The organism is Micromonospora sp. NPDC005237, from assembly GCF_040607775.1.
Classification (GTDB): Bacteria; Actinomycetota; Actinomycetes; order Mycobacteriales; family Micromonosporaceae; genus Micromonospora.
In genome coordinates this window covers 155611-182554 of sequence record NZ_JBEXHJ010000003.1, presented here as the reverse complement: position 1 = coordinate 182554, position 26944 = coordinate 155611, and the positions used below count along the sequence as shown (strand labels likewise).

At 70.3% G+C, this 26944-nt stretch carries 23 protein-coding genes; 14 read left to right on the top strand and 9 right to left on the bottom strand.

Annotated features, from left to right (window positions below; genetic code table 11):
- Positions 1-19 precede the first annotated feature (19 nt).
- Positions 20-1552: a M1 family metallopeptidase gene (locus ABZT87_RS09690; protein WP_355134817.1), complete on the bottom strand. Its 1533-nt coding sequence runs from the start codon at positions 1550-1552 to the stop codon at positions 20-22.
- A gap of 190 nt (positions 1553-1742) precedes the next feature.
- Here ABZT87_RS09690 and ABZT87_RS09685 point away from each other — a divergent pair, with 190 nt between their 5' ends.
- The 7 genes from ABZT87_RS09685 to ABZT87_RS09655 all read left to right on the top strand — a co-directional run bounded on the left by ABZT87_RS09685 (position 1743) and on the right by ABZT87_RS09655 (position 10261).
- Positions 1743-4322 (top strand): FtsK/SpoIIIE domain-containing protein, encoded by a 2580-nt coding sequence (locus tag ABZT87_RS09685; protein WP_355134815.1) that lies wholly within the window; start codon positions 1743-1745, stop codon positions 4320-4322.
- A 2-nt stretch (positions 4323-4324) separates the two neighbouring features.
- On the top strand, positions 4325-5272 hold the full coding sequence (locus tag ABZT87_RS09680) for a hypothetical protein (protein ID WP_355134813.1): 948 nt from the start codon (positions 4325-4327) through the stop codon (positions 5270-5272).
- Positions 5273-5538: 266 nt separating this feature from the next.
- Positions 5539-6717 (top strand): radical SAM protein, encoded by a 1179-nt coding sequence (locus tag ABZT87_RS09675; RefSeq protein WP_355134811.1) that lies wholly within the window; start codon positions 5539-5541, stop codon positions 6715-6717.
- A 4-nt stretch (positions 6718-6721) separates the two neighbouring features.
- The gene (locus ABZT87_RS09670; RefSeq protein ID WP_354861041.1) at positions 6722-6973 is read left to right on the top strand and encodes a phosphopantetheine-binding protein; all 252 of its coding nucleotides are present in this window, start codon (positions 6722-6724) and stop codon (positions 6971-6973) included.
- Between the two features lies 1 nt (position 6974).
- A complete protein-coding gene (locus ABZT87_RS09665; RefSeq protein WP_355134809.1) occupies positions 6975-8246 on the top strand; it encodes a hypothetical protein in 1272 nt (423 codons plus the stop codon).
- A 21-nt stretch (positions 8247-8267) separates the two neighbouring features.
- Positions 8268-9353: a hypothetical protein gene (locus tag ABZT87_RS09660; RefSeq protein WP_355134807.1), complete on the top strand. Its 1086-nt coding sequence runs from the start codon at positions 8268-8270 to the stop codon at positions 9351-9353.
- Entirely contained in the window at positions 9350-10261 is a 912-nt protein-coding gene (locus ABZT87_RS09655) for an NAD-dependent epimerase/dehydratase family protein (RefSeq protein WP_355134805.1), read from the top strand. Before ABZT87_RS09660 ends, ABZT87_RS09655 begins: the two co-directional genes overlap by 4 nt.
- A gap of 33 nt (positions 10262-10294) precedes the next feature.
- Here ABZT87_RS09655 and ABZT87_RS09650 read toward each other — a convergent pair whose 3' ends face one another.
- Positions 10295-11581, bottom strand: coding sequence for an MFS transporter (locus ABZT87_RS09650; RefSeq protein ID WP_355134803.1), 1287 nt, complete (start codon positions 11579-11581; stop codon positions 10295-10297).
- Positions 11578-12843: a condensation domain-containing protein gene (locus ABZT87_RS09645; protein WP_355134801.1), complete on the bottom strand. Its 1266-nt coding sequence runs from the start codon at positions 12841-12843 to the stop codon at positions 11578-11580. The genes ABZT87_RS09650 and ABZT87_RS09645 overlap by 4 nt, the downstream gene beginning before the upstream one ends.
- Before the next feature lie 604 nt (positions 12844-13447).
- Between ABZT87_RS09645 and ABZT87_RS09640 the strand changes: the two genes are divergently transcribed.
- On the top strand, positions 13448-14731 hold the full coding sequence (locus ABZT87_RS09640) for an FAD-dependent monooxygenase (protein ID WP_355134799.1): 1284 nt from the start codon (positions 13448-13450) through the stop codon (positions 14729-14731).
- On the opposite strand, the gene ABZT87_RS09635 is transcribed toward ABZT87_RS09640, so the two are convergent.
- From ABZT87_RS09635 to ABZT87_RS09620, 4 genes are all read right to left on the bottom strand, one after another.
- Positions 14619-15668 carry an aminoglycoside phosphotransferase family protein gene (locus ABZT87_RS09635; RefSeq protein ID WP_355134797.1) on the bottom strand — a complete coding sequence of 350 codons (1050 nt, stop codon included), beginning with the start codon at positions 15666-15668 and terminating at the stop codon, positions 14619-14621. The genes ABZT87_RS09640 and ABZT87_RS09635 overlap by 113 nt on opposite strands.
- Positions 15669-15794: 126 nt before the next feature.
- Entirely contained in the window at positions 15795-16265 is a 471-nt protein-coding gene (locus ABZT87_RS09630) for a hypothetical protein (RefSeq protein ID WP_355134795.1), read from the bottom strand.
- Positions 16262-17038: a hypothetical protein gene (locus tag ABZT87_RS09625; protein WP_355134793.1), complete on the bottom strand. Its 777-nt coding sequence runs from the start codon at positions 17036-17038 to the stop codon at positions 16262-16264. The genes ABZT87_RS09630 and ABZT87_RS09625 overlap by 4 nt, the downstream gene beginning before the upstream one ends.
- 16 nt (positions 17039-17054) lie before the next feature.
- A complete protein-coding gene (locus ABZT87_RS09620; RefSeq protein ID WP_355134791.1) occupies positions 17055-17276 on the bottom strand; it encodes a hypothetical protein in 222 nt (73 codons plus the stop codon).
- Between the two features lie 303 nt (positions 17277-17579).
- On the opposite strand from ABZT87_RS09620, the gene ABZT87_RS09615 reads away from it, so the two are divergent.
- The 3 genes from ABZT87_RS09615 to ABZT87_RS09605 all read left to right on the top strand — a co-directional run bounded on the left by ABZT87_RS09615 (position 17580) and on the right by ABZT87_RS09605 (position 19019).
- Complete coding sequence (locus ABZT87_RS09615) at positions 17580-17798, top strand: winged helix-turn-helix domain-containing protein (protein ID WP_354861024.1); 219 nt, start codon at positions 17580-17582, stop codon at positions 17796-17798.
- A gap of 201 nt (positions 17799-17999) precedes the next feature.
- Positions 18000-18263, top strand: a complete 264-nt coding sequence (locus tag ABZT87_RS09610) for a DUF6244 family protein (protein ID WP_354861022.1) — start codon at positions 18000-18002, stop codon at positions 18261-18263.
- A 306-nt stretch (positions 18264-18569) separates the two neighbouring features.
- Positions 18570-19019, top strand: coding sequence for a hypothetical protein (locus ABZT87_RS09605; protein ID WP_355134789.1), 450 nt, complete (start codon positions 18570-18572; stop codon positions 19017-19019).
- 106 nt (positions 19020-19125) lie between these two features.
- Here the strand turns inward: ABZT87_RS09605 and ABZT87_RS09600 are convergent, their stop codons facing one another.
- Together ABZT87_RS09600 and ABZT87_RS09595 are read right to left on the bottom strand one after the other, a co-directional pair.
- Positions 19126-19707: a Fic family protein gene (locus ABZT87_RS09600; protein WP_355134787.1), complete on the bottom strand. Its 582-nt coding sequence runs from the start codon at positions 19705-19707 to the stop codon at positions 19126-19128.
- Positions 19700-20290: a type II toxin-antitoxin system antitoxin SocA domain-containing protein gene (locus tag ABZT87_RS09595; RefSeq protein ID WP_355134785.1), complete on the bottom strand. Its 591-nt coding sequence runs from the start codon at positions 20288-20290 to the stop codon at positions 19700-19702. Before ABZT87_RS09595 ends, ABZT87_RS09600 begins: the two co-directional genes overlap by 8 nt.
- A gap of 242 nt (positions 20291-20532) precedes the next feature.
- On the opposite strand from ABZT87_RS09595, the gene ABZT87_RS09590 reads away from it, so the two are divergent.
- The 3 genes from ABZT87_RS09590 to ABZT87_RS09580 are packed head-to-tail and all read left to right on the top strand — an operon-like array spanning position 20533 to position 26920.
- The gene (locus ABZT87_RS09590) at positions 20533-24024 is read left to right on the top strand and encodes a DEAD/DEAH box helicase family protein (RefSeq protein ID WP_355134783.1); all 3492 of its coding nucleotides are present in this window, start codon (positions 20533-20535) and stop codon (positions 24022-24024) included.
- Entirely contained in the window at positions 24021-25424 is a 1404-nt protein-coding gene (locus tag ABZT87_RS09585; protein WP_355134781.1) for a restriction endonuclease subunit S, read from the top strand. Before ABZT87_RS09590 ends, ABZT87_RS09585 begins: the two co-directional genes overlap by 4 nt.
- Positions 25421-26920, top strand: a complete 1500-nt coding sequence (locus tag ABZT87_RS09580; protein WP_355134779.1) for a class I SAM-dependent DNA methyltransferase — start codon at positions 25421-25423, stop codon at positions 26918-26920. Before ABZT87_RS09585 ends, ABZT87_RS09580 begins: the two co-directional genes overlap by 4 nt.
- Positions 26921-26944 lie beyond the last annotated feature (24 nt).

Genomic DNA, 26944 nt, shown 5'->3' with positions numbered 1-26944 from the left:
TTGCGGGTGACGACTGCCGCTAGTGCGACAGCAGCTCGTGGGACTCGCGGATTTTGGTCCACGACTTGGGCTCGGCCGGCGGCGCGGCCTTGCGGGCGGCGCTGGCCACGTCGGGCCGGCCCGCGGTGAACAGCCAGGTGGTGAACAGCTCGTCCAGGTCCAGACCGGAGATGCGCTCAGCCAGGGCCTGGAACTCTTCGATGGTGCCGTTGCCGTACCGGTGTTCGGCCGTCCACGCCGGCAGGATCGCGAAGAACGCGTCGTCGCCGACGGCCAGGCGGAGCTGGTGCAGGGTCATCGCGCCCCGGTCGTAGACCGCGTTGTCGAAGACCCGGTCCGCGCCCGGGTCACCGGGCAGCACCTGCCAGAACTCGTCGTCGGCCGGGTAGCTGGCGTAGGTGAAGTCGAAGACCTCCTGCGCGGTGCCCTCGTCCTGCTCCTCGGACCAGAGCCACTCGGCGTACGAGGCGAAGCCCTCGTTGAGCCAGATGTTGCGCCACTCGGCCACCGAGACCGAGTCACCGAACCACTGGTGGGCGTTCTCGTGGGCCACCACGTACGTGTTGGCGCCGCGACGCCAGAAACCCGGGCCGTACACCGGGCGGGTCTGCGTCTCCAGGGCGAAGCCGATGCCGTCCACCGGCCCGGCCACGCCACCTCGCGCCTCGAACGGGTACGGGCCGAAGATCCCGCTCTCCCAGTCGACGATCTCGCCGGTCCGCTCGATGCTGGCCCGCGCGGCCGGCCCGAGCGCCCCCAGCGAGGTGCTGTACGCGTTGATCACCGGCTGACCGCCCGGCGTGGTGTCGGTGACGATGTCGTACTGACCGATCGCCATGAAGGCCAGGTAGGTGGCGGTGGGGGAGGTGGTCCGCCAGATCCACCGGGTGCGGTTGCCGGCCTCGGCCGCTGGCGGACGGGGCTGCACGCCGTTGCTGATCACCTCGACGCCGGTGGGCACCGAGACGGAGATGTCGAAGGTGGCCTTGTCCAGCGGGTGGTCGTTGCTCGGGAACCACCACCACGCCGACTCGGGCTCGTTGACCGCGAGCGCCCCGTCGTCGGTGCGCGTCCAACCGGTGTAGCCGCCGACCAGGGTCTCCGACGGGATGCCGTCGTAGCGCACCACGATGGTGAGCTGCTGGCCCCGGGTGATCGTGCGGGTTGGCGTGACCACCAGCTCGTGCGTGCCCGCCCTGGCGGTGCCGGCCTCCCAGCCGTTGACCCGCACCGACTCGACGTCGAGCAGGAAGTCCAGGTTGAACGCCGAGAGGTCCTGTGTCGCGGTGGCGAGGATGGTGGTGGTGCCGGTGAGCCGGTCGGTGGCCGGGTCGTAGCGGAGCCGGACGTCGTAGTGCGAGACGTCGTAGCCGCCGTTGCCGTAGTCGGGGTAGTAGGTGTCGCCCAGGCCGGGAGCGCCGGGTTGCGGCGCGACCGAGACGACGGGCCGGCCCCAGCCCGTCGGGGCGGCCGGGGCGGGTGCGCCGGTGAGCATGGTGCCGGCGGTGGTGAGGGTCAGGGCGGCGGTGGCCGCCGTGAGGACTCGTCGCACGAGGTGGACTCCCTCCATCGGGTGTACGCACCGCCAACCTAATCGACAACTGTGAACGTCGCTGGCCCGGCGCGCTGTGGGCGTGTCACGGCGTCGGCCGCCGCGAAAGCGCGGGTCGCTACTGTCCCGGTGTCACCGCTGTCCGTTAGGGTTTCGGCGAACCGGACGGCCGTGGCGTGGGAGGCAGAGCGTGGGCAGGCTCGCGTCGGCGTACGGGCAGGCGGTCACCGCCCACCGGGCGGCCCGCGTACACCTGGATGCCGCCCGGGGCGTGCTCGGCGCGGCGCCTGCTCCGCCGCCGCAGGCGGGCGGGGGCGACCTCGTGGCCCGACTCGCGCGCCTCGGCGGCGCGCTGGCCACCCCCACCCCCGGCGCCACCGCGCTGACCGACGCACCGGCCGCGGTGCGCATCGGCGAGGCGTCCACTCCGGACGGCGGCTTCCCGGTCCTGCTGCCGCTCGGCGGCGGCCACCACCTGGCACTGGACACCGACGCCCGGGACGGGCGCGTCGCCGCGCTGCTGCGGGCGCTGGTGCTGCGGCTGGTCGCGACCGCGCCACCCGGTCGGGTCCGGGTCACCGGCATCGACACCGCCGCGCTGGGCGCCACCTTCGGCCCGCTGCGCCCGCTGCTCGACGCCGGCGTGCTCGACCCGCCGGCCACCAGCGAATCCGAGGTGGCCGCCCTGCTGACCGCCGCCGAACGGCACGCCCGCGCCGCCCAGCACGCCGATCCCTCCACCCGGCAGTTGCTGCTGGTGGTCGCCACCGCCGCCCCGCCGCCGCGCGAGCTGGCCCGGCTCGCCGCGCTCACCCACGCCGGCCCGGCCGCCGCCGTCTGCGTGCTCCTCGCCGGCCATCCGTCCCGGCTGCCCGGCGAGACCGCACCGCCGCTGGGCAGCACCACCGCCCTCCGGATCAGCGAGGGGTACGCGCACGTCGGCGACCCGCCCGGCGTCCCGTTCAGCGTCGACGGCAGCGGTCTCGCCGCCCCGGTGCTGCTCGACGGCGACCCGCCGCCGGCCTCGGTCCGCGCGCTCGCCGAGCACCTCGGCGCCGCCGCCCGCCGCGCCGAGGCGCTGCCCTTCGCCGCGCTGCTGCCCGAGCGGCGCTGGGCCGAGTCCGCGGCCAACGGGCTGCGCACCGTCGTCGGCCGGGCCGGCCCCGCGCCGCTGACGGTCGCCTTCGACACTCCGCTGACCGTCGCCTTCGACACCGCGCTGACGGTCGCCTTCGACGACGCCACCCCGCACTGGCTGGTCGGCGGGCGCACCGGCGCCGGCAAGACCGTCTTCCTCCTCGACGTCCTCTACGGGCTGGCCGCGCGCTACTCGCCGGCCGAGTTGCAGCTCTACCTGCTCGACTTCAAGGAGGGCGTCAGCTTCACCGAGTTCGTGCCCACCGGGCGTGATCCGTCCTGGCTGCCGCACGCCCGGGCCGTCGGCATCGAATCCGACCGCGAGTACGGCCTCGCCGTGCTGCGCGAGCTGCGCCGGGAGGCACAGCGCCGGGCCACCGCGCTGAAGCGGCACGGCGTCACCAAGCTCGCCGACCTGCCACGGGACAATCCGCTGCCGCGCATCGTGGCCGTCATCGACGAGTTCCACGTGCTGCTCGCCGGCAACGACGCGCTGGCCCGCGAATCCGTGGACCTGCTGGAGGAGTTGGCCCGCAAGGGCCGCTCCTACGGCATCCACCTGGTGCTGGCCAGTCAGAGCATGACCGGCATCGAGGCCCTCTACGGTCGGGCCGAGGCGATCTTCGGGCAGTTCGCGCTGCGCGTGGCGCTGCCCGGCGGCGGCGGTGTCCTCGACCAGCTCAACGACGCCGCCGCGGCCCTGCCGATCGGCTCCGCCGTGGTCAACACCGCCGCCGGCGCGGTCGGCGCCGACACCGTGCTGCGCTTCCCCGACGCGCACGCCGCCGCGGCCGACCTCGCCGCGCTGCGCCACGAGCTGTGGCAGGCCCGTCCGCCGGGCTCGCGGGCCCCGGCGGTCTTCAAGGGGTACGAGGCGGCGCGCGTCGAGGACGATCCCACCTTCGCCGGGCTGCGCCCCGGTGGCCGACGCCCCATGGCGCTGGTCGGCCGGACGGTCGACGTGCACGGCACCACGGCGCTGTTCCTGATGGACTCCACCCCCGGCCGGCACCTCGCCGTGGTGGGCACCGCACCGGCCGGCGCGGACGTGCTGCGCGCCGCCGCGCTGAGCCTGGCCCGTCAACACACCCCCGGCGACGCCCGGTTCCAGTTGGCCTCCCTGGTCACCGCCGCCGACCCGATCGCGGCCGAGACCGAGGCCGCGCTGCGGGCCGCCGGTCACCCGGTGCACCGCCTCGACGCGGCCGGGCTGCGCGACCGGATCGCCACGCTGGCCGCCGAGCCGGCCGGCCGCGAATACCTGGTGGTGTTCGGGATGGACGCCGCCGCTCCGGTCCTCGGTGCGGCCGACCCGGTCACGTTCCGCTCCGGCCTGGACGACCTGCGTACGCTGCTGCGCCACGGCCCCGCCCAGGGCGTGCACCTGCTCGGCTGGTGGCGCGGCCTGCGGCGGCTCTCCGACGACCTCGGCGGCACCCAGAACCGCGACGACGTCGCCTGCCTCGTCGCGCTCAACGTGCCCGGCGCCGAGCTGGCCCTGCACCTCGGGGTGCACGACCTGGCCTACACGCCGCGCGCCGACCGGGCGCTGCTGGTCGACCGGCACGACCAGCGCACCAGGCTGATCGTGCCGTTCGCCCGCGACGGGCACGAGCCGCACGGGGAGCGTTGACAGTGTCCTTCGAGGAGTACGCGGCGCTGGCCCGACAGCTCGCCGAGCACCGCCGCGCCGGCGAGCGGGACGCCGCAGCCGAGTCCGAGCGCCGCCGTGACCTGCATGCCGCCGCCGACTACCTGCACCAGCGGCTGACCGCCCAGGGCCACCGCCTCGACCAGCTCGGCCGCGCGATCGGCATCGGCCAGCCACCGGCCGGCCCGACCGCCGCACCGGGCAACGACGCGCCGGGAACGAGTACGGGCGTCCCGCCCCGCCCGCCAGCAACCGGGACGGCCACCACCTGGTCCGGCTCGCCGCCGCCGACCGGCCCGGCCGGTGACCCCGCCACCTGGCCCGGTCCGCCGGCGGGGTCCGGCTCGCCCATCGTCAGCGGATCGGGGGACGGCGGGTCCGCCGGCGCAGCCGGCGTGCCGGGGCGGGCGGGTGTCGGAGCGTACCCCGAGCTGCCGGTCGTGCAGTCGCCGCTGGCGCTGCCGACTGCGGTGAGCCCGGCGGGCGCCGGGGTGCCGGCGCAGCGGGCGGCGGCGGTCGACCCGGTGGTGGAGCTGGAGCTGGCCCGGCGGATGGCCGACGAGGCCGACCGGCACGGGCAGCAGGCCGAGCTGCTTGCCCAACGGCCGGCGCTGCTGCCGACGTGGTCGCCGCTGGCGCGGGCGGTCGCCGTCTACGCCGCGTGCGGGGCGGCGGCGGGGGTGCTCATGCTGACCCTCGTGCTCGCCTCCGGGGTCGGCCTGGTCGACGGCTTCACCCTCGGCGCGTGGATCTGTGCGGGGCTGCCGGCGCTGGCGTTCTTCGGCGGGTACCTGGTGCTGGGCCGATGGGGGAGACCCGCCATGGTCGCCGGCACCCCACCCCGGTACCTGCCGCTCGGGTTCCTGATCTGCTTCCTGCTGGTGCCGCTGGGCTACTGCGCCTACCTGCTGCTGTTCCGCGCCCTGCGCTGAGGCGCATCCGAGTGGCCGAAAGGCGGAGCACGCGGGGTTTACGACGAAGACCTCATGTGTCAGTGTGGTGAACGACCCGTGGCGGGGGGTGAGCAGGACACTCACATCCACGTCGGACTGCCGCCGCCGGTTCCTTGTGTGATACCGGGGGTTCGTGCGCATGTAGGGATGCGAACGGCCCCCGATCCAATCACGAATCTGGCGAAGCGATGTCCCCTGCCCCGCGCAGGAGTGACCGTTTCGTGGCAGACGAGCGGGGAGCCTGCATGTCCTACCCACGTACCAACAAGGTCTTCACGTCCGGGGAACTGCACGATCTGCGCCGGACGGTGGCGATCCGGTCGGCGACGCGCCGTAACCTGGCGGCGGATCCCCTCTACGCCACCGCGTTGCCGCAGGAGGTCAGCATGCAGCTGACCTACCGGTGCAATCTGCGGTGCCACCACTGCTTCCAGTGGAACGAGCAGGGGTTCTTCCACAACTACGACAGCCAGCGCAGGCGTTCCGAACTCGACCTCGACGTCGTCCGGGACGTGCTGGAGACGACCGCGCCCGAGCAGGCGAAGGTCTTTCTGTGGGGCGGTGAGCCCCTGATGCACTCCCGGTTCGGAGAGATCGCCAAGCTGCTGGGCGCCGTGCCGCGAGTCGTCAACATGTGCACCAACGGCCTGTTGATGGAGCGCAACGCCGAACACCTGCTGGCCATCGGGCCACGACTCAACCTGCTGGTCAGCCTGGACGGCTTCGAGCCGGAGCACGAGGCGTTGCGGGGCAAGGGATCGTTCCGGCGCACCCTGCGCAACGTCGAGGCGATGCTCGACCTCCAACGGCGCGGCGAGTACCAGGGCGAGTTGTCCGTCGCGTGCATGGTCAGCGAGGACATGGTCGGCCGCATGTACGAGTTCACCGAGTGGGCCGAGCAGACCGGCTTCAACTCGGTCTACTGGCTGCTGCCCTGGTACATCAGCCCGGAGACGGCGTCGGCGATGGACCGGCTCTACGAGGAGTCGTTCTCGTGGCTCAACCCGCCGGAGCCGGGCGACAAGCCGACGTGGCACTCGTACACCTATGCGCTGCCCGAGCAGTACCTGCCGGTGCTGAAGGAGTCGATGGCGCGGCTGGCGAGCCGGGTGTGGGATCTGCGGGTGCGCTACCAGCCGCAGGTCGAGGCGGATGAGATCGACGACTTCATCCGCGGCACGTCCCGTCCCGCCCAGCGGCGCAGCCGCTGCCTGGCGGTGTCCAACCGGATCGAGATCCACGCCGACGGCCGGGTCAGCTCGTGCAAGTTCTTCCCCGAGTTCGTCATCGGCGACCTGAGCGAGCAGTCCATGCAGGACATCTGGCAGAGCGAGCGGTTCACCCGGGTCCGCGGCATCCTGCGCGACAGCGGCCTCATGCCGGTGTGCTCGAAGTGCATCCTTCTCTACCTGAGCGGGGAGTGAACGCATGGCAGAGGTGGTCACCCGCATGGCGGTCCTGCTCGCGCGGGTTCTGGAGGATCCGGCGCTGGCCCAGGAGGTGACGGCGGACACGAATCTGCTGCTCGACCTCGGAATCGACTCGCTGCACATGATCACGTTCCTGCTCGCCGTCGAGGAGGAGTTCGACGTCGAGATCGACTTCGAGTCGCTGGACAGCATCCACCTGGAGTCGGTGAAGGCGTTCTGCCATTTCGCCCTCGACGGCGATGGCCGGTGAGGTGAGCGGGACCGTTCACTTCGGCTCGTTCGACGCGGAGGCGGCGTGGCGGCCGGAGGATCTCGCCGGGCTGCCCGCCGGCCCGGCGGCAGGTGGCAGCCGGGGACGTCGCGGCATGGACGAGCTGCTGGCGGTCGGGTGCGCTCCGGGCGATCTGCTGCTCACCGCCGAGCCGATGGACGAGGCCCTGGTCGAGGCGCTGGCGGTCGCCGGCATCGCACCACGGGTCGCGGCCGTGCCGGGTCACCAGGACGCCACCGTGGAGGAGCGGCTGGCGTCGGCTGGTGGCACGTCCCTGCCGGGGATGTCCGGGTGGGCCGCGGCGTTCTACGCCGTCCGGCCGGACACCTCCGTGGCGGTGCGCCGACTCGGCCTGCGTGCCACGGTCCCCGCCGTCGAGGTCGTCGCCCGCGTCAACTCCAAGGTCTGGTCGAACGACCTGGTTCGGGACGCCGGCCTGCCCGGCGGTGCCGTCCTGGCCACCACGCCCCGGCAGGTGCGGCGGCTGGTGCAGGACGCGCCGCACGACGTCGTGCTCAAGGATCCGTACGGGGTCGCCGGCCGGGGCGCCCTGCGGGTCGGCAACCCTCGGGTGCTGGACACGGTCGTCCGGCACCTGGAGCGGCAGGTCGCGCGCGGGGCTCGGGTGGAGCTGCTGGTGCAACCCCTCTTCGCGGAGGCGTCCAGCTTCTCCACCCACCTTGAGGTCGACCCGAGCGGCGCGGTGCGGTGGCGGGGCGTACAGCACGTCGACAACGCCGAGTTCGCCTACCGCGGCTCCGGTCCGCTCCCCGCGGATCAGCACGCGAGCCTCGACACCACCGCGCACCGGGAGGTGATCGCGCGGGTCGGGACGGCGCTCGCGGCCGAGGGCTACACCGGGCCGGTCTGCGTCGACGGACTGCGGCTGGGCGACGGCACGGTCGTACCGGTGCTGGAGATCAACGCCCGACGATCGATGGGCCTGCTGAACCTGCACCTCGACCGGCGGGCCCGGACGGTCGGCCTGCGCTCCTGGTTGCGCTGCCGCACGACGCCGGTGCGGCCCGGCGACACGGTGGCCAGGCTGGTGTCCGCGTTGGACGAGGCAAAGCTGCTGTTTCGCGGCGACGAGCCGGGGGTGCTGCCGCTGGCCTCGGGGACGCTCACCCCGCCCCGTGGGCGGCTCTTTCTCGCCGTGTTCGCCCCGGACGACGCGGCCCGGGTCGCCCTCGAAGCGCAGGTGGGCGACCTGCTCGTCGCGACGGCCGGCGCCCCGAGTCTCGTCACCTGACTCCCGACGATCGGAGCATCGATGGCCACTGTGCTGCTGACGTCGGGCGCCACGCTCGGCACCCACGTACCGGCCCTCATCCTGGCGGGTCGGTTGCGGGCCCTCGGGATCGAGGTGCGCGTGGAGGTGTTCGAGCGGCTGCTGCGACCCGACGAACTCGACCGGCTGAGGGCCGCCAAGCTGGCCTTCAGAGGGAACTTCAAGCTCGCGGTGGCCGCCCAGCGCATGGTGCGTGATCAGATGCCGGCGCTCGACGACGCTGCGGTCGATCAACTGCTGCACCGGTGGCGGGCCGCGGACGTGGACCAGGTGGTGATCTTCTCCGGCTTCTGGGTGCCCGTCGTCGAACGGTACGAGGCGCTCGCGTCCCGAACGCCTCGGGTGGACATCTGTCACCTCGATGCCGCGCCGACCGCCTCCTTCAACCTCTTCCGGGCCCGCACGGAGCGCTTTCGTCACGTGTGGATGTTCGACGCCGAGCGGGGCACCGCGCCGACGAGCATCCGCGTCGGCGACGAGGGCCCGGTGCCGTGGCAGCGGCGGGAGCCCCGCCTGCTGGCGCACGGCGGCGGCTGGGGGCTGGGCACCTACCGGGACCGCGCGGCGGATCTCGCCCGGGCGGGGCTGCTGGTCGACGTGGTGACCCACGACCCGGCCGACGTGTCCGAGCTGCCCCCCGGCTGCCGGGCTTTCATGATCGACCCGGAGTGGGAGGCCTGGCAGGACGACGGCTTCCCACCGTTCGGCGAGATCCTTCCGGACGGCACGGTGCGGTACCGACGGGGTGCGGCGTACCACGACTCGTTCGACCTCGCCCGACACCGCGTCGCCATGCTCTGCAAGACCGGCGGGGGCACTTTGATCGACTCGCTCTGGTCGGCCACGCCGATCGTGCTGCTGGCGCCCTTCGGCGCGCACGAGCAGGTCAACGCCGACCTGTGGCGTCGGCTGGGCTACGGCGTCACCGAGCAGGAGTGGCGCGACAGCGGATACTCCCTCGACCTGCTGGAGACCCTGCACCGCAACCTGCTGGCCGCCCGTGAGGGGACCGCCGACTACGCCGCCGACCTGGCGACCCGCGCCGTGCAGACCGAGGTCCCGGGGTGAGCGCCGTCCCCGCCCCGGTCACGGTGGTCGTCGGGTCGGACGGTTTCATCGGCGCCAGTCTGTGCCGTGCGCTCGAACGCCGCCGCCTGCCTCCGCACCGGGTGACCCGACCCCGCAACGCCGTCGAGGAACACCGCTACGCCGACACGATCAGGGGGGCGGACCTGGTCTTCTGGGCCGCCGGCACGGTCACGCCGAAGAGGGCCGTCAGCCAGCCCGAACTCGTCGAGCTGGACCAGCGTGCCCTCGCCGCCGCACTGGAGGCGTGCAAGCTGGGCGCCCGCCGTCCCACCTTCGTCCTGCTGGGATCCGGCGGGACGGCGTACCGGCCGGATGTGCCGCCACCGGTGGACGAGACCGGCCCACTCGGCCCCGACAGCGTCTACGGCCGGGCGAAGCTGGCCCAGGAGCAGGCCCTGCGCGAGGCCGCCGACCACCTCCGGCCGGTCGTGCTGCGGCCGTCCAACGTGTACGGGCCCGGCCAGCGCGCCGAGGGCGGGCTCGGCGTGGTGTCGCACTGGCTGGAGGCCGCGGCCACGCGCCGGCCGTTGCAGGTGTTCGGCGACCCGGTCACCCGCCGCGACTACGTCTACATCGACGACGTCGTGGCCGCCCTGCTGGCAGTGTGGGACCGTCACCTGGACCGCGACACCCGCGAGGCGCTCGACGGCGCCGTCCTCAACGTCGGCGCCGGCCATCCCACCTCCCTCGCCGAGCTGCTGGAGGTGGTGAGGGCGACCGTCGGTCGGCCGTTGACCATCCGGTACGCGGACCGTCGGGCCTTCGACCGGCGCGACATCTGGCTCGACGTCCGACGCGCGTCGGCGATGCTGGACTGGCACCCCGTCACCGACCTGCCCACCGGGGTGGCGCGTACGTGGGCGGCGCTGGCCGGCCCGAACCGCTGAGGTCCGCGCGCCTCGCCGGCGGCTCTCTGCCCGTCAGGACTGGCTGGCCGGCTCGGGGACGGGCGTGAAGTCACGCATTCTCCGCAGCGGCGAGAAGTAGACCCACAGCCCGGAGGCCCAGACGCCGAGGGCGGCGATCACCAGGGTCTCGCGGACGCCGAGCCAGGTGCCCAGCACACCACCGAGAACCGCGCCGATCGGCAGGGCGCCCCACACGATCCAGCGGACCCCGGCGGTGAGGCGGCCGAGCAGTTCCGGCGGGCACATCTGCTGCCGGTAGCTGATCTGGGCCGCGTTGTAGATCGCGCAGAGTGCGGCGAAGCCGGTCATGCCGACGGTGTAGAACGCGACCCGCCAGCCGGGCTCGGCCAGCGGCACCAGCAGCATCGTCCAGCCGAGCCCGAGCAGGGAGACCCAGATGATGCGGGCGGTGCCGATCCGTCGAGCCAGCCTGCCGGAGGCGAGTCCGCCGGCGATGCCGCCGGCCGTGCCCAGCGCCAGTTGCACGGCCACCTCGGCCGGCGTCAGCTTGAGGACCCGGACCAGGTAGATGACCGAGAGGGCGTAGATCACCTGACTGAACACGTTCAGGGTGCCGCTGGCCGCGACGATCTTCCGCAGCACCGGATGCCGGAAGGCGAAGGCCAGGCCGGCGGAGATCTCCTCCCGCAGCCGCGGCCGGGGGCCCTGCGGTACGGCCACCTCCGGCTCCCTGCGCCGGATCAGCAGCAGCGAGACGGCGCTGACCGCGAACGAGGCGGCGTCGATGAGGACCGTCCGCGCCGCGCCGAAGACCGCGACCAGTCCTCCGCCGAGCCCGATACCCGCCACCTGGGCGACCGAGTACGTGGTGCTGAGTTTGCCGTTCGCGTCCAGCAGCTGGTCGGAGCGCACCACAGTCGGCAGGTAGCACTGGTAGGCCACCTCGAAGAAGACGGAGCAGACGCTGCACAGGGCCGCCACCAGCCACAACTGCGCCATGGTGAGCTCACCGGCGAAGAACGCCAGCGGAATGGTGCCCATCGCGAGGGCCCGCAGCAGGTTGCAGAACACCATCAGCCGCCGCTTGCGCATCCGGTCGACGATCACCCCGGCCGGCAACGCGACGAGCAGGTACGCCGCCATCCCGGCGGCCTGGAGCAGGCTCACCGAGAACGTGGACGCGTTCAGCACGGACACCGCGATGAGCGGGACGGCGAGGGTGGACACCGCGGAACCGGTCTCGCTGAGGGTCTGGCCGGTCCACAGCGTCATGAAGTCCCGGTGACGCCACAGGCTCGGCGTGACCGCAGGGGTGGTGGGCGGCGCGGTCGTGGTCATCCGGCGGCCTCCGCGCTCGCGCCGACCAGCTCCAGCAGGTCGTCGCGCATGGCGACGAGCAGAGCGTCGAGTTCCGCGCGGCGGTAGCCCTCGCGGATCACCCGCACGGTCAGCCGGACCGTCGTGTCGGCGTTGGCCATCAGATAGAAGCCGGGCCCGGTCGAGCGGATCGGCACGTGCCACTCGATCCGCGATTCCTGGATCGTCTCCGGCGGCTGCACCACCATCGGGGGCAGCAGGAAGGTGAAGTGGTACCCCGGGTCGAGCGGGCCGCCCTCCCGTTCGGCGTCCTCGCGAATCCGCGCCACCGTGTCCGGGTCGTAGACCCCGTGCTTGAGGGCCCGCATGTTCCGTACGTACAGGGCGCGCGCGGTGTGCGCGAACGGTTCGTCCGGTTCCGGTGCGGCCAGCAGGGGGACCCACTGGTTCATCGACGTGACGAGCGACGTGACCGCCGGGTCGAACCGGTTGGACGACATGGGGTAGAGCAGGACCGGGGTGCCGGTGGTGCCCGTCGCGATGATCGCCCGGCAGTACGCGGTGAGCAGCACCCCTGCCACGGTCACGCCGATGCCGCGCGCCGCCTGGCGGAGGATGGGCTCGGGGATGCCGGTGTGCATCGTCGCCCGGAGCACCGGCCCCGGCGCGGGCGGGGTCCGCCGGGGTGCCCCCGCCAGCACCTTGCGCCAGTACGACTCCGCGGCGAGCAGTCTGGCGTCCATCTCGCCGGACCGTTGCCGCGTCGCGAGGTCGGCCGGCTGCGGCGCCGGTGGCAGCGCCTCCCCGGCCAGCAGGGCGTAGAAGTCCCGCTCCATGGTGTTGATGCCCGCGCCGTCGGCCGCCATGTGGTGGATGACGACCAACAGTTCACGGGGGCGGCCGTCGCTCTCGGTCAGCCACACCCGCCACGGCAGGTCGGTGGTGAGCGTGAACGGCCGCTGGATCTCCTCGGTCTCGATCCGGGACATCCCCGTCTCGCCGTCGGGCTGTCGTACCGCCTCGACCACGTCGGCGGGGGAATCCACCGCGACGCGCTGGCGCGGATCTCCCGGGTCCTCGACGTCGAACGTCGTGCGCAGCGAGGCGTGCCGCATGCCGAGTGCTCCGACCGCGCGCCAGACGTCCGCCGCGGTCACATTTTCCGGCAACGACCAGGAAAAGCAGAGGTTGCCCTCCCACCACTTCTCCGGATGCATTTTTTCGATGTCCCGCCAGACCGATAGTTGGCCGAGGGTCATCGGGTAGGTCGTCTCCGGGGTCACACCTGTTCCTTCCCGAGCGGGAACGGTTGCGCTGCCGATGAGCGTGTGCCGCGACGCGACACACGCTCATCGGGACGAAAGATAATTGGTTGCGTCAGCCGGCCGAGTTGTTCTTCATCACGACACCTCCCGAAGAATACGGTTGTCGGAAGTGAGGCCGCGGCCCTGCGCCGTGCTTAGGGGTGCATGACGCGCCACCGTCGGATGACGGGTGGAATCACCGTGCAGCAGTCCGACCAGCGATCGACCGAGCTGGTGCGACAATTGCCCAGGCCCTACTTCGGATGCTCTTCGCGGCAGTACCGCAGCACCCGACAGCGACCATGGACGACGGCCGTCCTATTCGGAGCATTCGCTGGCGGAGAGACTTCCAGTGATGGCCATGGAGCCGCGCACAGGCGAATGCAGTGAAAGACCGACTCCCCCGGATACGTGGCCCCGCCTCGGTTAGCAGGACCCCCACAGCATTCCGGCCGTCTATGCCGGTGTCAACCCTCACATTGATGGATCTTGCTGTCTTGACCACGGTGGCCGCCGTGATTACGGTCGGGGCGGCGGACGTGCCCACAGCACCCGCCACACGGGGGCACAAAATGGGTACGACGTGTCCTTTCGGGCCACCGATGACGGCTGGCTCGACATGATCAATCCCGCGCACGCCGTCATCGTCGGGGCGGGAATCGCCGGAACGGCAGTCGGTCTCTTCCTGCGCCGGATCGGCTGGCGCGTGACGGTTCTTGAGGCCCGGCCGCCGCGCGAGCGGCCGCTCGGGTCGCACCTGAGCCTGGCCGACAACGGCCGTACCGTGCTGCGCGACCTGGGCCTGCTCGCCGCGGTCGACGCCGCCGGCACGCCGACTGACCGCATCTCCTTTTACGACCACCGGGGACGGGAGATCGGCAGCAACAACCAGGTGAGCACGCTGATCCGCCGGGACCGGCTCGGCGAGGTGCTGCGCGAGGCGGCCCGTGGCGCCGGCGTCCGTATCGTCGAGGGTGAGCGGGTCGTCGGGCTGCGCGATGACGGGCACGACCGGGTCGTCGCCACCCTCGCCGACGGATCCAGTCACAGCGGTGACCTCTTGATCGGCGCCGACGGGGTGCACTCGTACACGCGTCGGACGATGTTCCCCGAGCATCCGCCCGCCCGGTTCACCGGAGCCCTCGACGGCGGCGGCTCGGCCCCGCGGGTCGACGGGATCGCACCGGACGGAGTGCTGCGGCTGACGTTCGGCGCCAACGCGTTCTTCGGCTACCAGGCGTTGCCGGACGGCGAGGTGGTCTGGTTCCAGAGCCTGCTCACGGGCGAGGTGGAGGTGGTGGCGGGGCCACGGGCTGATCCGATGGACCGGTGGCGGCAGCGGCTCGTCGAGCTGCACGGCTCAGACCACCCGCCGATCCCCGCCATCATCGACGCCAGCACCGGCCCGATCATCCGGTGGCCGGTGCACGACCTCGTCCCGCCGGCGCGGTGGAGCCGCGGTCGGATGTGCCTGGTCGGCGACGCGGCGCACGCGATGCCGCCGCACGACGGGCAGAGCAGCTCCATGGCGCTCGAAGACGCCCTGGTCCTGGCCCGGTGTCTCGCCTCGGCAGAAGACGTCGGTGACGCCTTCGTGCGCTTCCAACAGCTGCGTGAGCCACGGGTGGCGACGGTCGCCGGGCTCGCTCGCCGTACCGGCAGCCTGAAGTTTCCGACCGGCGCCCGCGAGCGGCGGGCGCGCGACGCCGTGCTGACGATGTTCATGAGGGCCGGCGTGGCCGCCTCCGAGGACGTCAGCCGGTACCGCCTGCGATGGCCGACGGACTCGCACGCCGCAGCTCGGTCAGCTCCTGATCAAGCAGGTCGGCCAGCCGCTCGAACCGGTCCGGGCGATTCTCCCGGGTGATTCCCCGGCCGGGCATCTCGACAGTCATCAACAGGTACAGGTGCAGGCGGTAGAGGCTGAGCCGCCGCAGGGTGGACTCGTCGAAGACCACCGGATCGGCCGCGGCGGCGCGGTAGCCCCGCAGGAACGGGTGGTCGGGGTCGTCCTCCACCCGGCGATACAGCAGGGGTGACACGAGGTCCAGCAGCGGATCGCCGAACAGGAACCGCTCGCCGTCCACGATCCCGCGCAGGCGCAGGGTGCCCGCAGGCCCGGGTTCGGCGAGCACGTTGCCGTCCCAGCCGTCGAAGTGCAGCAGCGCCGGCCGGCGTACCTGGTCCAGGGCCCAGGCGTACCGCTCGGGCAACTCCCGGATCCGCGCCGGCGAGGTGGGAAGTCGTACGTCCCAGTCCGCCGCGTCGGCGAGCAGGTCGTCGAGCATGGCGGCGAAGGCCGTACGCCACGTCGCGCCACTCGCCCGGCCGCCGCCGTACCCGTAGTGGTCGCCGGTCACCCGGTGCAGCGCGGCGATCGCGACGCCGAAGTCGTAGCGGGCCGGGGTGTCGTCGAGGTGCTGCTCGCCCTCCGACCATTCCCGCAGCGACCGTCCGGGCAGCAGGCCGGTGACCAGCCACTCGCCGAGTTCCGGATCGTCGCCGTGGTGCAGCAGCGGCGGCACCGGCACCTGCGGCGCACGCGCGGCCACGAGGCGGAAATACCGGGCTTCGGCGGCGGCGAGCCCCCGCTCGTAGCGCAGCAGCGGCGCGTCGGGTGGTGGCGCCACCTTCAACACGACCTCGCGCCCGTCGTCGAGCGCCACCCGCCACACCGTCGCGAAGCCGCCGCCCAGGATCGGCCCGCAGTCCACGACCCGGCGGTCCGCGCCGAACGACGCCGCGACGAAGCGTTGCACCTGATCGTGGTCCAGTGGCCGCTGGGTGCGGCTGAGCCCTTCCACCCCGTGGTCCCTTCCTCCCCGCCGTGACGCCCGCCAGCGTGCCAGAGTCGTCGGGGAATTGTCGTCCTGGGCTTGGTCTTGGTCCGCCGGCCGACGATCCTGCGGAAGGTCCCCGGTGGTGGCGTCCTAGTGAGTCTCCTGCTGGTCCCGTGCGCCGGCCTGGTGCTCGTTCCCGCCCGGTGCGGCGTTGTCCGCGGCGTGCGCCGCCGCCGCGAGGACGTCGTCCCGTTCCCGGTCGGTGCAGCCCTCGTCCTCCAACAGGCCGAGCAGCAGCACCGTCCGGGCGACGATGGCCGGCGCGTCGTCGGGCACCGGAGGGCGTTCACCGAGCGCCGCCCACACCAACGCCTCGGCCAGCGCCGGCTCGACGTCCATTCCGGTGACGTCGTAGCGTTCCCGCGCGGATGCCACGAACCGGATCACCGGCGCCCGGTCCTGCCCCGCGACGAACCGCCGCCGCACCGCCACCAGCAGCGCTCCGGCGAGCAGGTCCGCGTACCGCCGCCAGTCCGCCTCGGTGAACCGGCGCAGTCGCCGTTCGTGCCCGCGCAGCCGTCCCGCCAGAAGGCCACGCAGCGCTGCGTGCGGGTCGTTCACCACTGTCGCCCCCTGATCATCGTGAGTGGGTTCTTCCGTCGGCGTCGCCTGGTCACCAGGCCGCTCGCCACCCGGCAGCCGCGTGCGATCTCGCTGGTGCTGGTGCTGGTGCTGGTGCTGGTGCTGGTGGTGCTTCTTGGCGCGGTGGGTGCGGGGGTGGCCGCCTCGCCGGTCAACGCCGCCACCGAGCGGTCGATGCGGCAGCCGCCGATCGCCAGCCGGGTGACGACCAGGTCCAACCGGGTGATGGCCGCCGCGAAGTGCCGGGCCGCGACCGCGTCCGCCACGATGTGGGTACGCCGCAGCCGGTCCTCGGCCGCCGCCAACCGCCACCGGGTACGGGCGGCCAGCGCGGCGGCCCGGTCAGCGTCGACCCGAGCCGCGCGCAGCCCGGCGAGCAGCTCACCTGCTGTCGCGGTCACCGGCGATGCTCGATCGGCAGCCAGGCCGGCGTAGACCAGACCGAGCGCCCGCCAACACTCGGTGACCGCGTCCTGCCAGGGCAGCCTCCGGCCGGGTGGCCCCGCACCGTGCAGGTGCGCACCGGCCCGGTCGGCGGCGGCGATCGTGGCCAGCCAGGCGTCGCGCAGATCGTCCACCGGGCCGCCAAAGTGCGCCAGCCGGGCCCGCGCGGCCCGCTGCTCGTCGCACGGGCCAGGCCGTCCGCAGCTCCGGCAGATCCCGGTGTACGCCTCTGTCACGTGCTCGGCGACCCGCATCCTCGCCTCGATGACCTGCTGATTGGCGTGCGTGTGCAGATCATCCGCGTTCATCGGTGGCCTCGGCAGCTCACTGCTCCGCCTCGGCGGTGGCCTTGACCAGGCGGGCGAAGAGCACGTCGGTGCACGGGTAGTCCCTGCCGCAGCCGCAGACCCACCGGCGAACCACGCGCGGTGGATGGGCGAAGAGGGTGTCGTCGGCATCCTCGACGTCCTGCTCGGACACGAGACGCTCAGCTGGCGGATGTCCGGAGGGTGGGTCGGTGGGCTGGTCGTCGGGTCGATCGGGCATCGGGTGCTCCCGTCCGGTCGTCTCCTTGCTGGTCAGGGCGTTTGCTCAGGGCGGCACGTGCCGCCGGCGGCGATGCGGTGGGGGCGGCGTGCGGGCACGCCCCGGCACGCCCGGCCGGACGGGGGGACCGACCGACCGGGCGCTTCCTGCGCGGTGGGGAAAGAACCAACTCCGGGTTTGCAGACCTGGGAGCCGGTTGTTTGGAGCTTTACACAACTAGTCACGGATAGCAAGCACGACAACACGTTACTTGTCATGGGTAGTTGGGCGTGATCGAATGGCGGGGCAGACCTGGGAGTCCATATGCCCGTCAAACCGAAGTGGGAACAGCTCGCGGATCACATCCGGGGCCAGATCGAGTCGGGAGAACTCGCGCCGGGGGACCAGTTACCGTCCACGGTGCAGCTCAAGACTCAGCACGGCGTCTCGACGACCGTGGTTCGGCAAGCCATCCTGGTGCTTCAGACCCAGGGCTGGGTGCAGGGCGTTCACGGCCTCGGCGTGTTTGTCGCCGATCGCTGACCGTTGGACGCCGCGGTTTCGGTGAGCCCGACCAGATCTTGGACACTTTCCGTTAGCTGAGAACGGAAAGTGTCCAAGATCTAGAGGTTTCGACCGTTGGGCGATCGAGTGGTCGCGCTTAGTGCGCGGATCTCGTACGCTCCCTTGTGGTCTCCGCCGGTGCGGTGGTGGAGGCGATGGTCGACCAGGGGGAGGATGCGCGTGAGCGCAGCGCAGATCATCGCGAAGTTGGCGGCGGCGTCGCAGAAGCTCGATGAGGCAAAGGCCAAGACCGCAGCGGCAGCGCAGGACGCGGCCGAGGCGCGAACCCTTGTCGCCGGTGCGCTGGAAGGTGTTGCCGCCGGGCCGCTGGTCGGCATGATCGACGCGTACCGCCAGGCCCTGGCGCAGGCGTCTCAGGGCGGCGAGCCGGCCAAGCAGCACGTCCAGGAGACGATCGCCAAGGTCCGCGCACTGGGAAACTGACCACGGGTGGTGGTAGCACAACCCACCAACCACCCGCAGCCGTCAGACCGGTCATTAGGGCTGCGGTACCTCGGCGGCTCAACAGTTCATATCGGAACCAGGCTGCGCCGCCTGCCCCGCCCCGACAGCGTCTCAGCAGCGAGTCGATAGGGTGGTGGACCTCCGCCACGGCCGCTGCCTACGCGAGTTTCCAGGAGTTCTTGCCGACGACCATCAAGGCGGTAGCCGGTACTCTGCTGGCTACTGCTGCGGCAGCCGGGTCTTTTAAAGCGTGGAGAGCGAAGCACCGAGACGGAGGGCCGAGCCGTGAGGATCGATGACGAGGTCGAGGTTCTGGTCAGAGCTGTCCTGGATGCCGCTGTGCACCGCGATGCCGACAGATTCGACAGCGCCCTTGACGCCCTCGGCAGCAGCCCGGAGCGGTTGACCAAGGCTGTCGAACTGACGCTCGCGGTAAACGCCGCTGTCCTGTTCGAGGTCCATGACGGCCCACCATCGCACCAGCAAGTAAACGCACTGGCACGCGACATCAGTCATCAGGAACAGTGGGCCGAGGTCTCCGTACAGGACGTTCATGCCCTCCTGATCGCTGTGACGGCGGGCAAACCGGTACCCGTCCTAACCAACGCGGCGGGAGCGACCGCCGTGTTCGTCGTTGCGGCCAATCTCCTCGCTACTGCCTCCCAGCCGGACCAGGGGGAGTGGTGGTTCAACTACCTGGACAAGGTGGAAGCGGCGATTGAGGCGGCGGGGTGACCGGACGTACCTGGTCCGGCTAGCCGGGATGCGGTGGGCCTGCTGTAGGGCTTCGCCAAGCCATGCCGGTGGGCTCCGACCATCCCACATCGCACGTCGAGGAACATCAGCTCAATCGGCGGACGACTGGACGCAGGACCGCGACGAGGCGCCCGGTGTCGGTCGTGGCCAGGTGTACACGGCACGCTTCGATGTTGTCGGCTTCGTTGAGTTCCGACCAGTCGAGGAGAAAGCCCGCAGCGGCGGCAAGTTGCCGAAGAAAGGAACGGATGGTCCGGCCGTTGCCCTCGCGAAACGGGTGACACACGTTCAGCTCGCCGTAGTAGTGCGCGAGCATCTCGACGAACACTTCGTGCTTGAGGCCGAGGAGGAAGCCATTCGCAGTCAATCCACCAAGGACCGCGCTGACCTGGTCGTCGATGAAGCGCCAGTGACAGAAGCGCGCTCCCGGCTTGCTGATGTCGACGGTTCTGGTCTGTCCGGCCCACTCGTAGAGATCTCCGAAGAGTTGCCGGTGGAACGTCTGAAGGTGGTCGAGGCCGTAGTTGCCGGGAATGATCATGCGCGATGCCTGAACCTCCCGGATCGAGGTCAGGCGAAACTCCGCCTCCCGGAGGAGGTCCGGGTCGGTGATGCCCAGCTTGTTCTTGAGGCAGTCGGTCCCCGGCCAGCAGTACGGATCAGTCACCCTTGAGGCGGGCAATCTCTTCGGAGATCAGGTCGTCCGCGCTGATCACCCCTGCTGCCACATCGCGAAGCTTGTCCTGCCAGTTCTGATCGAACTCAGCGCCTTCCAGGGCAGCGTTCGCGGTTGCGAGACCGACGGCAGTTTCCGAGTCTGCGATCTGCCGGGCGTAGTAGGTACGCATGAGGTCGGTGCTGATCTTCGCCGACGAGTTGGCCGACTCGGGAAGCCCACCCCGCGCAGCCCGCCAGGGAAGCTCGTTGTGTGTCATAACGGACAGCTGGCTCGCCGAGAACTTTCCGTACTGATCTGTGACCCACCGGACGGTTCTTCGTTCGTCGGGGGTCAGGTGGGAGGCTTGCCCGTGCGGCCAGTCAGACACGGTGAGCTGCCGACGGTGGTGCCGGTAGAGGGGCGGCACCACCGGCCCTTCCCGCCAAGCTTCGATCGGCTCGGGGAACAGCAAGGTGCCTTCACGTGCCAGATGCCACCCCTGGCAGTAGTAGACCAGCTTCTCCAGCTTCATGGCGGTAACGCTGCCGAGGTTGGCGAGCACTGTGGCAGCGACATCGTGCGCGGTAGCCATATGCTAACCACCTCCCACCTCAGCTTGCTCCCGACGCTAGCTACTGACGGTGATTCCGTCGGCGCTGAACTGTTGTGTCGAGCCCGATTCCGATCCTATAGGTCCGGGCGACACCTTCGTAGAACACAGGTTCTGCCAGAAGATGCTGTCGGATAGGTGTCACCGCGCGTGGCGGGGGCTGTGCAGACCGGTGATCTTCCCTATCCTGGCGTGTTCACCGCAGGCTAGCCACGTGGAGTGTCGTGGATCCTCGACAGGTACGACGTCTCGCAGAGCAGTCCGCCAACTTCGGGTTCCTCAAGGAGCATCCGCTTCTGGTTTGGTACGGCGCGGGCGCTGAGCTGCTCGTCTATGTCGACGCCCAGGCCGCGATGTTCAAGATCCGTGCCTTCGGTGACGAGTTGGCCAAGGACCTCGTTCGCCGCACCGGTGCGAAGCCGCAGAAGAACGACTTCTATCACCGGGTCCAAGCGCTGTATGGCGACGGCACGCTGGTCGCGGAGACCTACCACGCGTTCGACCGCCTTCGTGACCAGGGCAACAAGGCCGTACACGATCATCTGGGTGAGGTACGTGCGGCGCTCGACATGCTGCGCACCTGCTTCGAGCTGGGCGTCTGGTTCCACCGGGCGTTGACCGGCGACAGGACTCCGCTCGGGTTCGTGCCGCCTTCTCCGCCGCCCCGCCAGGTGTCGCAGGGCATCGCGGACGGGCTCCAGGCGGAGATTCAGCGCTACAAGGACGAACTGGCCCAGACCAAGCTCCTGCTGGAGGGCAAGGCGTCGCTGGCGCAGGCCCAGGCCGATGCGATGGTCGCTGCGGATCGTGCCGTTCGTGACGCCGATGCCCGTCGTGACAAGGCTGCGGCCCTGGTGGCGAGCTTGGCACCGTCCGCCGAAGCCGAGCAGGCGGCGCTCGACAGCAAGGGAACGCCGAAGGTCTCGGCCGCTCGCCGAGAGGAGTTCATCGCCCGCGCGCGTCGTGCCTCACACGAACCGCTCAACGAGATGCAGACCCGGGTCGAGATCGACCAGCAGTTGGGCGCGGCCGGTTGGATCGTCCAGGACGAGAGCCAGATCAATCTGTACGCGGGCACCGGCGTCGCGGTCCGCGAGGTGACCCTGGCAACCGGCCGGGCCGATTACCTGCTCTACGTCAACCAGCGGCTGGTTGGGGTGATCGAGGCCAAGCGGGAGGGGACCGCGCCGCGCGGCGTGGAGGCACAGCTCGACCGCTACCTCAACGGGCTCACTCCCGCGCAGAAACTCGCCGCGTGGCATCGGGACGACCCGCTTCCCTTCGGCTACGTCGCCACGGGCACCGAGACGGCTTTCGTCAACCGGCTCGACCCGTTCCCGCGTACCCGTGAGGTCTTTGCCTTTCACCGGCCCGAGACGTTCGCGCGGTGGATGCGGGAGGCCGACGACGACCCGGCGGCACCGACGTTGCGCGCGCGGCTGCGTCGGATGCCGGCGCTGGACCGCCTCGGTCTGCGGCCCGCCCAGGTGGACGCCATCGACGGTTTGGAGCGTTCGCTCGCCGAGGATCGGCCGCGCTCGCTGATCCAGATGGCGACGGGTGCCGGCAAGACGTTCACCGCGGTCACCAGCAGCTACCGGCTGCTCAAGCACGCTCGCGCCACTCGGATCCTGTTCCTCGTCGACCGGAACAACCTCGGCAAGCAGACCCTGCGGGAGTACGCGGGCTATCAGACCCCGGACGACGGACGGAAGTTCACCGAGCTGCACAACGTGGACCGGCTGTCCGGCGCCGGCATGCTCGACTCCTCCGCCGTGGTCATCTCCACCATCCAGCGGCTCTACGGCGCGCTGCGCGGCGACGAGCTGCCGGACCCCGACCTCGACGACCGGGCGTACGACGACTACGAGCGGGACGAACCGGCCGAGGTTGTGTACAACCGACAGCTCCCGCCGGAGACGTTCGACCTGATCGTGGTCGATGAGTGCCACCGCTCGATCTACGGCAAGTGGCGGGGCGTCATCGAGTACTTCGACGCCTTCGTGGTCGGGCTGACCGCGACGCCGGTCAAGCAGACGTTGGGCTTCTTTCAGCAGAACCTGGTCTCCGAGTACACCTACGAGCAGGCGGTCGCCGACGGCGTGAACGTCAGCTTCGACGTGTACCGCATCAAGACCGAGATCACCGAGAAGGGCGCAGACATCGAGGCCGGCACCGTCGTACCGCTGCGCGACCGCCGCACCCGGGCCGAGCGCTACCAGGAGTTGGAAGACGACTTTACGTACGGCGGCAGTCAGGTCGGCCGGTCGGTCATCTCCAAGGGGCAGCTCAAGCTGGTGCTGGAGACCTTCCGGGAGAAGCTGTTCACGGAGATCTTCCCTGGGCGGACGACCGTGCCCAAGACGCTGATCTTCGCGCGGGACGACAACCACGCCGAGGAGATCGTGCAGATGGTCCGGGTGGTCTTCGGGCGGGGCAACGACTTCGCCGCAAAGATCACGTACGCCTCTCGCAGGGGCGGCGACAACCCCGACACCCTCATCCAGGCGTTCCGCAACAGCCCAGAGTTGCGCATCGCGGTGACCGTCGACATGATCGCCACCGGCACCGACGTACGCCCGCTCGAGTGCGTCTTCTTCCTCCGGCCGGTGCGCAGCGCCACCTACTTCGAGCAGATGAAGGGCCGTGGCGCCCGCACCATCGACGCCGCCGAATTCCAGGCCGTCACCCCGGACGCCGAGGTGAAGGACCGGTTCGTGATCGTGGACGCGGTGGGCGTCACCGAAGTCGACCTGGACGAGGCGGTGCCGCTGCAACGACACACCGAACGGCAGATCTCCCTGCGCGACCTGCTCAAGAAAGCCGGCACCCTGACCGCCGACTCAGACGAGGTAGCCACCCTGGCCGCCCGGCTGGCAAGGCTGGAGCAGCAGTTGACCGACGACGAGCGCGCGGAACTGGCCGACCTCGCCGACCAGCCGCTCACCGGCATCGTGCGGGGCCTGGTCGACGCGGTCGCCCCCGAGCAGCTCAATCCAGCCAAGGAAGCCGGGCCGGACGCCGTACGCGACCTGCTGGCCGACGCGCTGCGCCCGCTTGCCGCGAACCCGGCGCTGCGCGAGCGCATCCTGGAAATCCGCCGCGCGCATGACATCACCATCGACGAGGTGAACGCCGACAAGCTGATCTCGGCGGCCGGCGTGCCGCCCGAGGAACGCGCCCAGGTCACCGTGAAGAGCTGGCACGACTACCTGGAGCAGCACCGCGACGAGATCACCGCGTTGCAGGTCTTCTACGAGGGGCGGGGGAGAGTCGGGTACGACCAGCTCAAGGAACTGGCCGCGCGGATCGCCCGGCCGCCGCAGGCGTGGACGCCCGAGTCGCTGTGGAAGTCGTACGTGCTGCTCGGCCGCACCGCCGAGACGTCGGGCAGTAGGGGAGTGACGGATCTTGTCAGCCTCATCCGATATGAGTTGGGGCTCGATCAGGAGCTGCGCCCGTACCGCAGCCTCGTCGAGGAGCGCTTCCGTGGGTGGCTGCTCCGGCAGGAGCAGGCGGGCGCTACGTTCACTGCCGATCAGACGTGGTGGCTGGAGAGGATCAAGGACGTGATAGCGGTCAGCGTGGAGATCACCCCGGATGACCTGGAGGGCGCGCCGTTCAGCGAGCGGGGCGGGATCGACGGGTTCGCTGGCGCCTTGGGTAAGCGCGCTGAGCCGCTGCTCAATGAACTGAACCAGGAGCTCTCCGCGTGACCGACTTACCGGCGGGATGGGCCTGGGCCGATCTCGCCGAGGTTGCAGACATCCAAGGCGGAATTCAGAAGCAGGCTAAACGGCGTCCGGTGCTGAACAAGTACCCGTTCCTACGGGTGGCCAATGTACATAGGGGCAAGCTCGACCTTGCTGATGTGCACGAGGTTGAGTTGTTCGATGGTGAGCTAGAGCGGTTCGAGTTGCGGCGCGGGGACCTGCTTGTCGTCGAGGGGAACGGCAGCCCTGATCAGATTGGTCGGGCGGCAACCTGGGACGGCAGCATCGATAATTGCGTGCATCAGAATCACTTGATCCGTGTCCGTCCGACAGTTGTGCTTCTGCACGACTTTCTCGAGCTGGTCTGGAACTCGCCTCTTGTGGCGCGCCACCTTCGTGAAGTCGCGGGCTCCACAAGTGGGCTCTACACCCTGAGCACCGGAAAGCTGAAGTCGGTACGACTACCACTGCCGCCGCTCGCCGAACAACGCCGCATCGTCGCCGCCCTCGACGGCCACCTCTCGCGTCTGGAGGTGGCTGCGGCGTTGGCGCGAACGGCGAGCCGTCGACTCAGACAGCTTAAGAAGAGAGTCCTGATCGAATCGGTGCCTATGCAGGGGCGCGACGGCTGGCTGAGTTGCTCGGTGGGGGAAGCCGGATCGGTGGACCTCGGCCGACAGCGGCATCCCGACTGGCACCGGGGGCCAAACATGCGGCCCTACCTCCGCGTCGCGAACGTCTTCGAGGATCGGATCGACACCACTGACGTGATGGAGATGGACTTCCCCCCGCCGGTATTCGAGAAGTTCCAGCTTCGGGACGGGGACATCCTCCTTAACGAGGGTCAGAGTCCTGAATTGTTGGGCCGGCCAGCCATGTACCGTGGAACGCCTGCGGAGGTCGCATTCACCAACAGTCTGCTGCGTTTTCGAGTGGGGGAGGGCATCGACCCGGAATGGGCGTTGCTCGTCTTCCGTCGTCACATGCACGCGGGCCGATTTTCACAAGAGGTTCGGATCACTACGAATATTGCGCACCTTTCCGCTGGTCGCTTCAAAGCGATCGAGTTCCCGGTCCCCCCGCTCGTCGAGCAGAGGTCGATGGTCGATCAGGCAAAGGTAGCGCTAGCGGGGGTTGATCGTCTTGCAGCAGCGGTTGACCAGGCTGAACGCCACGCGTCCGCCCTGCGCGCGTCACTGTTGTTGGAGGCGTTCTCGGGGCGGCTGGTCCCGCAGGACCCCACTGACGAGCCCGCATTCGAGTTGTTGGCGCGTATCCGGGCTGGACGGGTAGCCGCTCCGCCGAAGCAGAGCAGGCGCTCTCGGCGGAGCCAAAAAGAGCTGGCGGCTCCGCCAACCAGGGTGATCGGCGACGTCTACGAGCAGGGGGCGCTGCCGCTGTGAGCACTGTGGATTCGCGCCGGCTGGTGCAAAAGCTGTGGAACTACTGCGACGTGCTGCGCGACGACGGCGTCTCGACCATCGACTACGTCGAGCAGTTGACCTTCCTGCTTTTCCTCAAGATGGCTGACGAACGGGCCAACCGGCAGATCCGCCCCGAGCAGATCGTGCCCGACGAGTTGAGCTGGCAGACGCTGCTCGACGCCGAGGGGGACGCCCTCGAGGTGCAGTACCGGCACATCCTCACCGGCCTGGCCCGAGAGGGCGGCACGCTCGGCACGATCTTCCGAAAAGCGCAGAACAAGATCCAGGATCCGGCGAAGCTCAAGCGGCTGATCGTCGACCTGATCGACAAGGAGCAGTGGTCGCAGGCGGGGGTCGACGTCAAGGGTGACGCCTACGAGGAGTTGCTGGCCAAGGGCGCCGAGGATGCAAAGTCGGGTGCGGGGCAGTACTTCACCCCGCGTGCGCTGACCGCCGCCATGGTCGACTGCATGCAGCCCACGCCCGACGACACCATCACCGATCCGGCCTGCGGGACCGGCGGCTTCCTGCTCGCCGCGTTCGACTTCATCCAACGGCACCACGGCAGTGACTTGACCCCGGACCAGCGGCGGCGACTCGCTAACGGCGCGATCACCGGCACCGAGTTGGTCGACGGCACCGCCCGCCTGGCGGCAATGAACATGCTGCTGCACGGCATCGGTACCCCCAGCGGTGACTCCCTGATCGCGATCAGGGACGCGCTCGGAAAGGAGCCCGACCGCCGCTACAGCCTGGTCCTCGCGAACCCGCCGTTCGGCCGCAGCTCGTCGATCCGGATGGTCGGCGAGGATGGCCGCTCCACCCGCGAGGAGAGGGAGATCGAGCGGAACGACTTCTGGGCCACCACCGCGAACAAGCAGCTCAACTTCGTCCAGCACATCGCCTCTTTGCTGGAGATCGACGGTCGGGCCGCGGTCGTCCTGCCGGACAACGTGCTGTTCGAGGGTGGTGCGGGAGAGACCATCCGTCGCAGGCTGCTCAAGCAGTACGACCTGCACACGATGCTGCGCCTGCCCACCGGCATCTTCTACGCCGGCGGGGTGAAGGCCAACGTGCTCTTCTTCGAGCGCAAGCGCGCCCGCGAAGACCCGTGGACCCAAAAGCTCTGGGTGTACGACTTCCGCACCAACCAGCACTTCACGCTGAAGCAGAACCCGCTGCGTCGTGAACATCTCGAGGATTTCGTCGACTGCTACCTGCCCGGCAAGGATCGCGTCGAGCGGGTCGAGACCGAGCGGTTCCGGGCCTTCTCCTACGAGGAGTTGATCGCCCGCGACAAGGTGAACCTCGACATCACCTGGCTTAAGGACGCGTCCCTGGAGGACGCCGATGCTCTGCTGCCGCCAGAAGTCATCGCGCAGGAGATCGTCGAGGACCTGGAGGCGGCGCTGCGTGAGTTTGCGGCGATAGCCGATGCGCTCAGTGCCTCCCGCACGAACCCGAACGACAACTGACTGTCCACACTGTAGCGGCCTGAC

What these genes read in the sequence shown, in the direction of transcription:
- ABZT87_RS09625 (WP_355134793.1), bottom strand. Translation starts at nt 17,038, where the DNA reads ATGAACGCGGATGATCTGCACACGCACGCCAATCAGCAGGTCATCGAG.
- ABZT87_RS09650 (WP_355134803.1), bottom strand. Translation starts at nt 11,581, where the DNA reads ATGACCACGACCGCGCCGCCCACCACCCCTGCGGTCACGCCGAGCCTG.
- ABZT87_RS09660 (WP_355134807.1), top strand. Translation starts at nt 8,268, where the DNA reads ATGGCCACTGTGCTGCTGACGTCGGGCGCCACGCTCGGCACCCACGTA.
- ABZT87_RS09675 (WP_355134811.1), top strand. Translation starts at nt 5,539, where the DNA reads ATGTCCTACCCACGTACCAACAAGGTCTTCACGTCCGGGGAACTGCAC.
- ABZT87_RS09670 (WP_354861041.1), top strand. Translation starts at nt 6,722, where the DNA reads ATGGCAGAGGTGGTCACCCGCATGGCGGTCCTGCTCGCGCGGGTTCTG.
- ABZT87_RS09595 (WP_355134785.1), bottom strand. Translation starts at nt 20,290, where the DNA reads ATGGCTACCGCGCACGATGTCGCTGCCACAGTGCTCGCCAACCTCGGC.
- ABZT87_RS09620 (WP_355134791.1), bottom strand. Translation starts at nt 17,276, where the DNA reads ATGCCCGATCGACCCGACGACCAGCCCACCGACCCACCCTCCGGACAT.
- ABZT87_RS09615 (WP_354861024.1), top strand. Translation starts at nt 17,580, where the DNA reads ATGCCCGTCAAACCGAAGTGGGAACAGCTCGCGGATCACATCCGGGGC.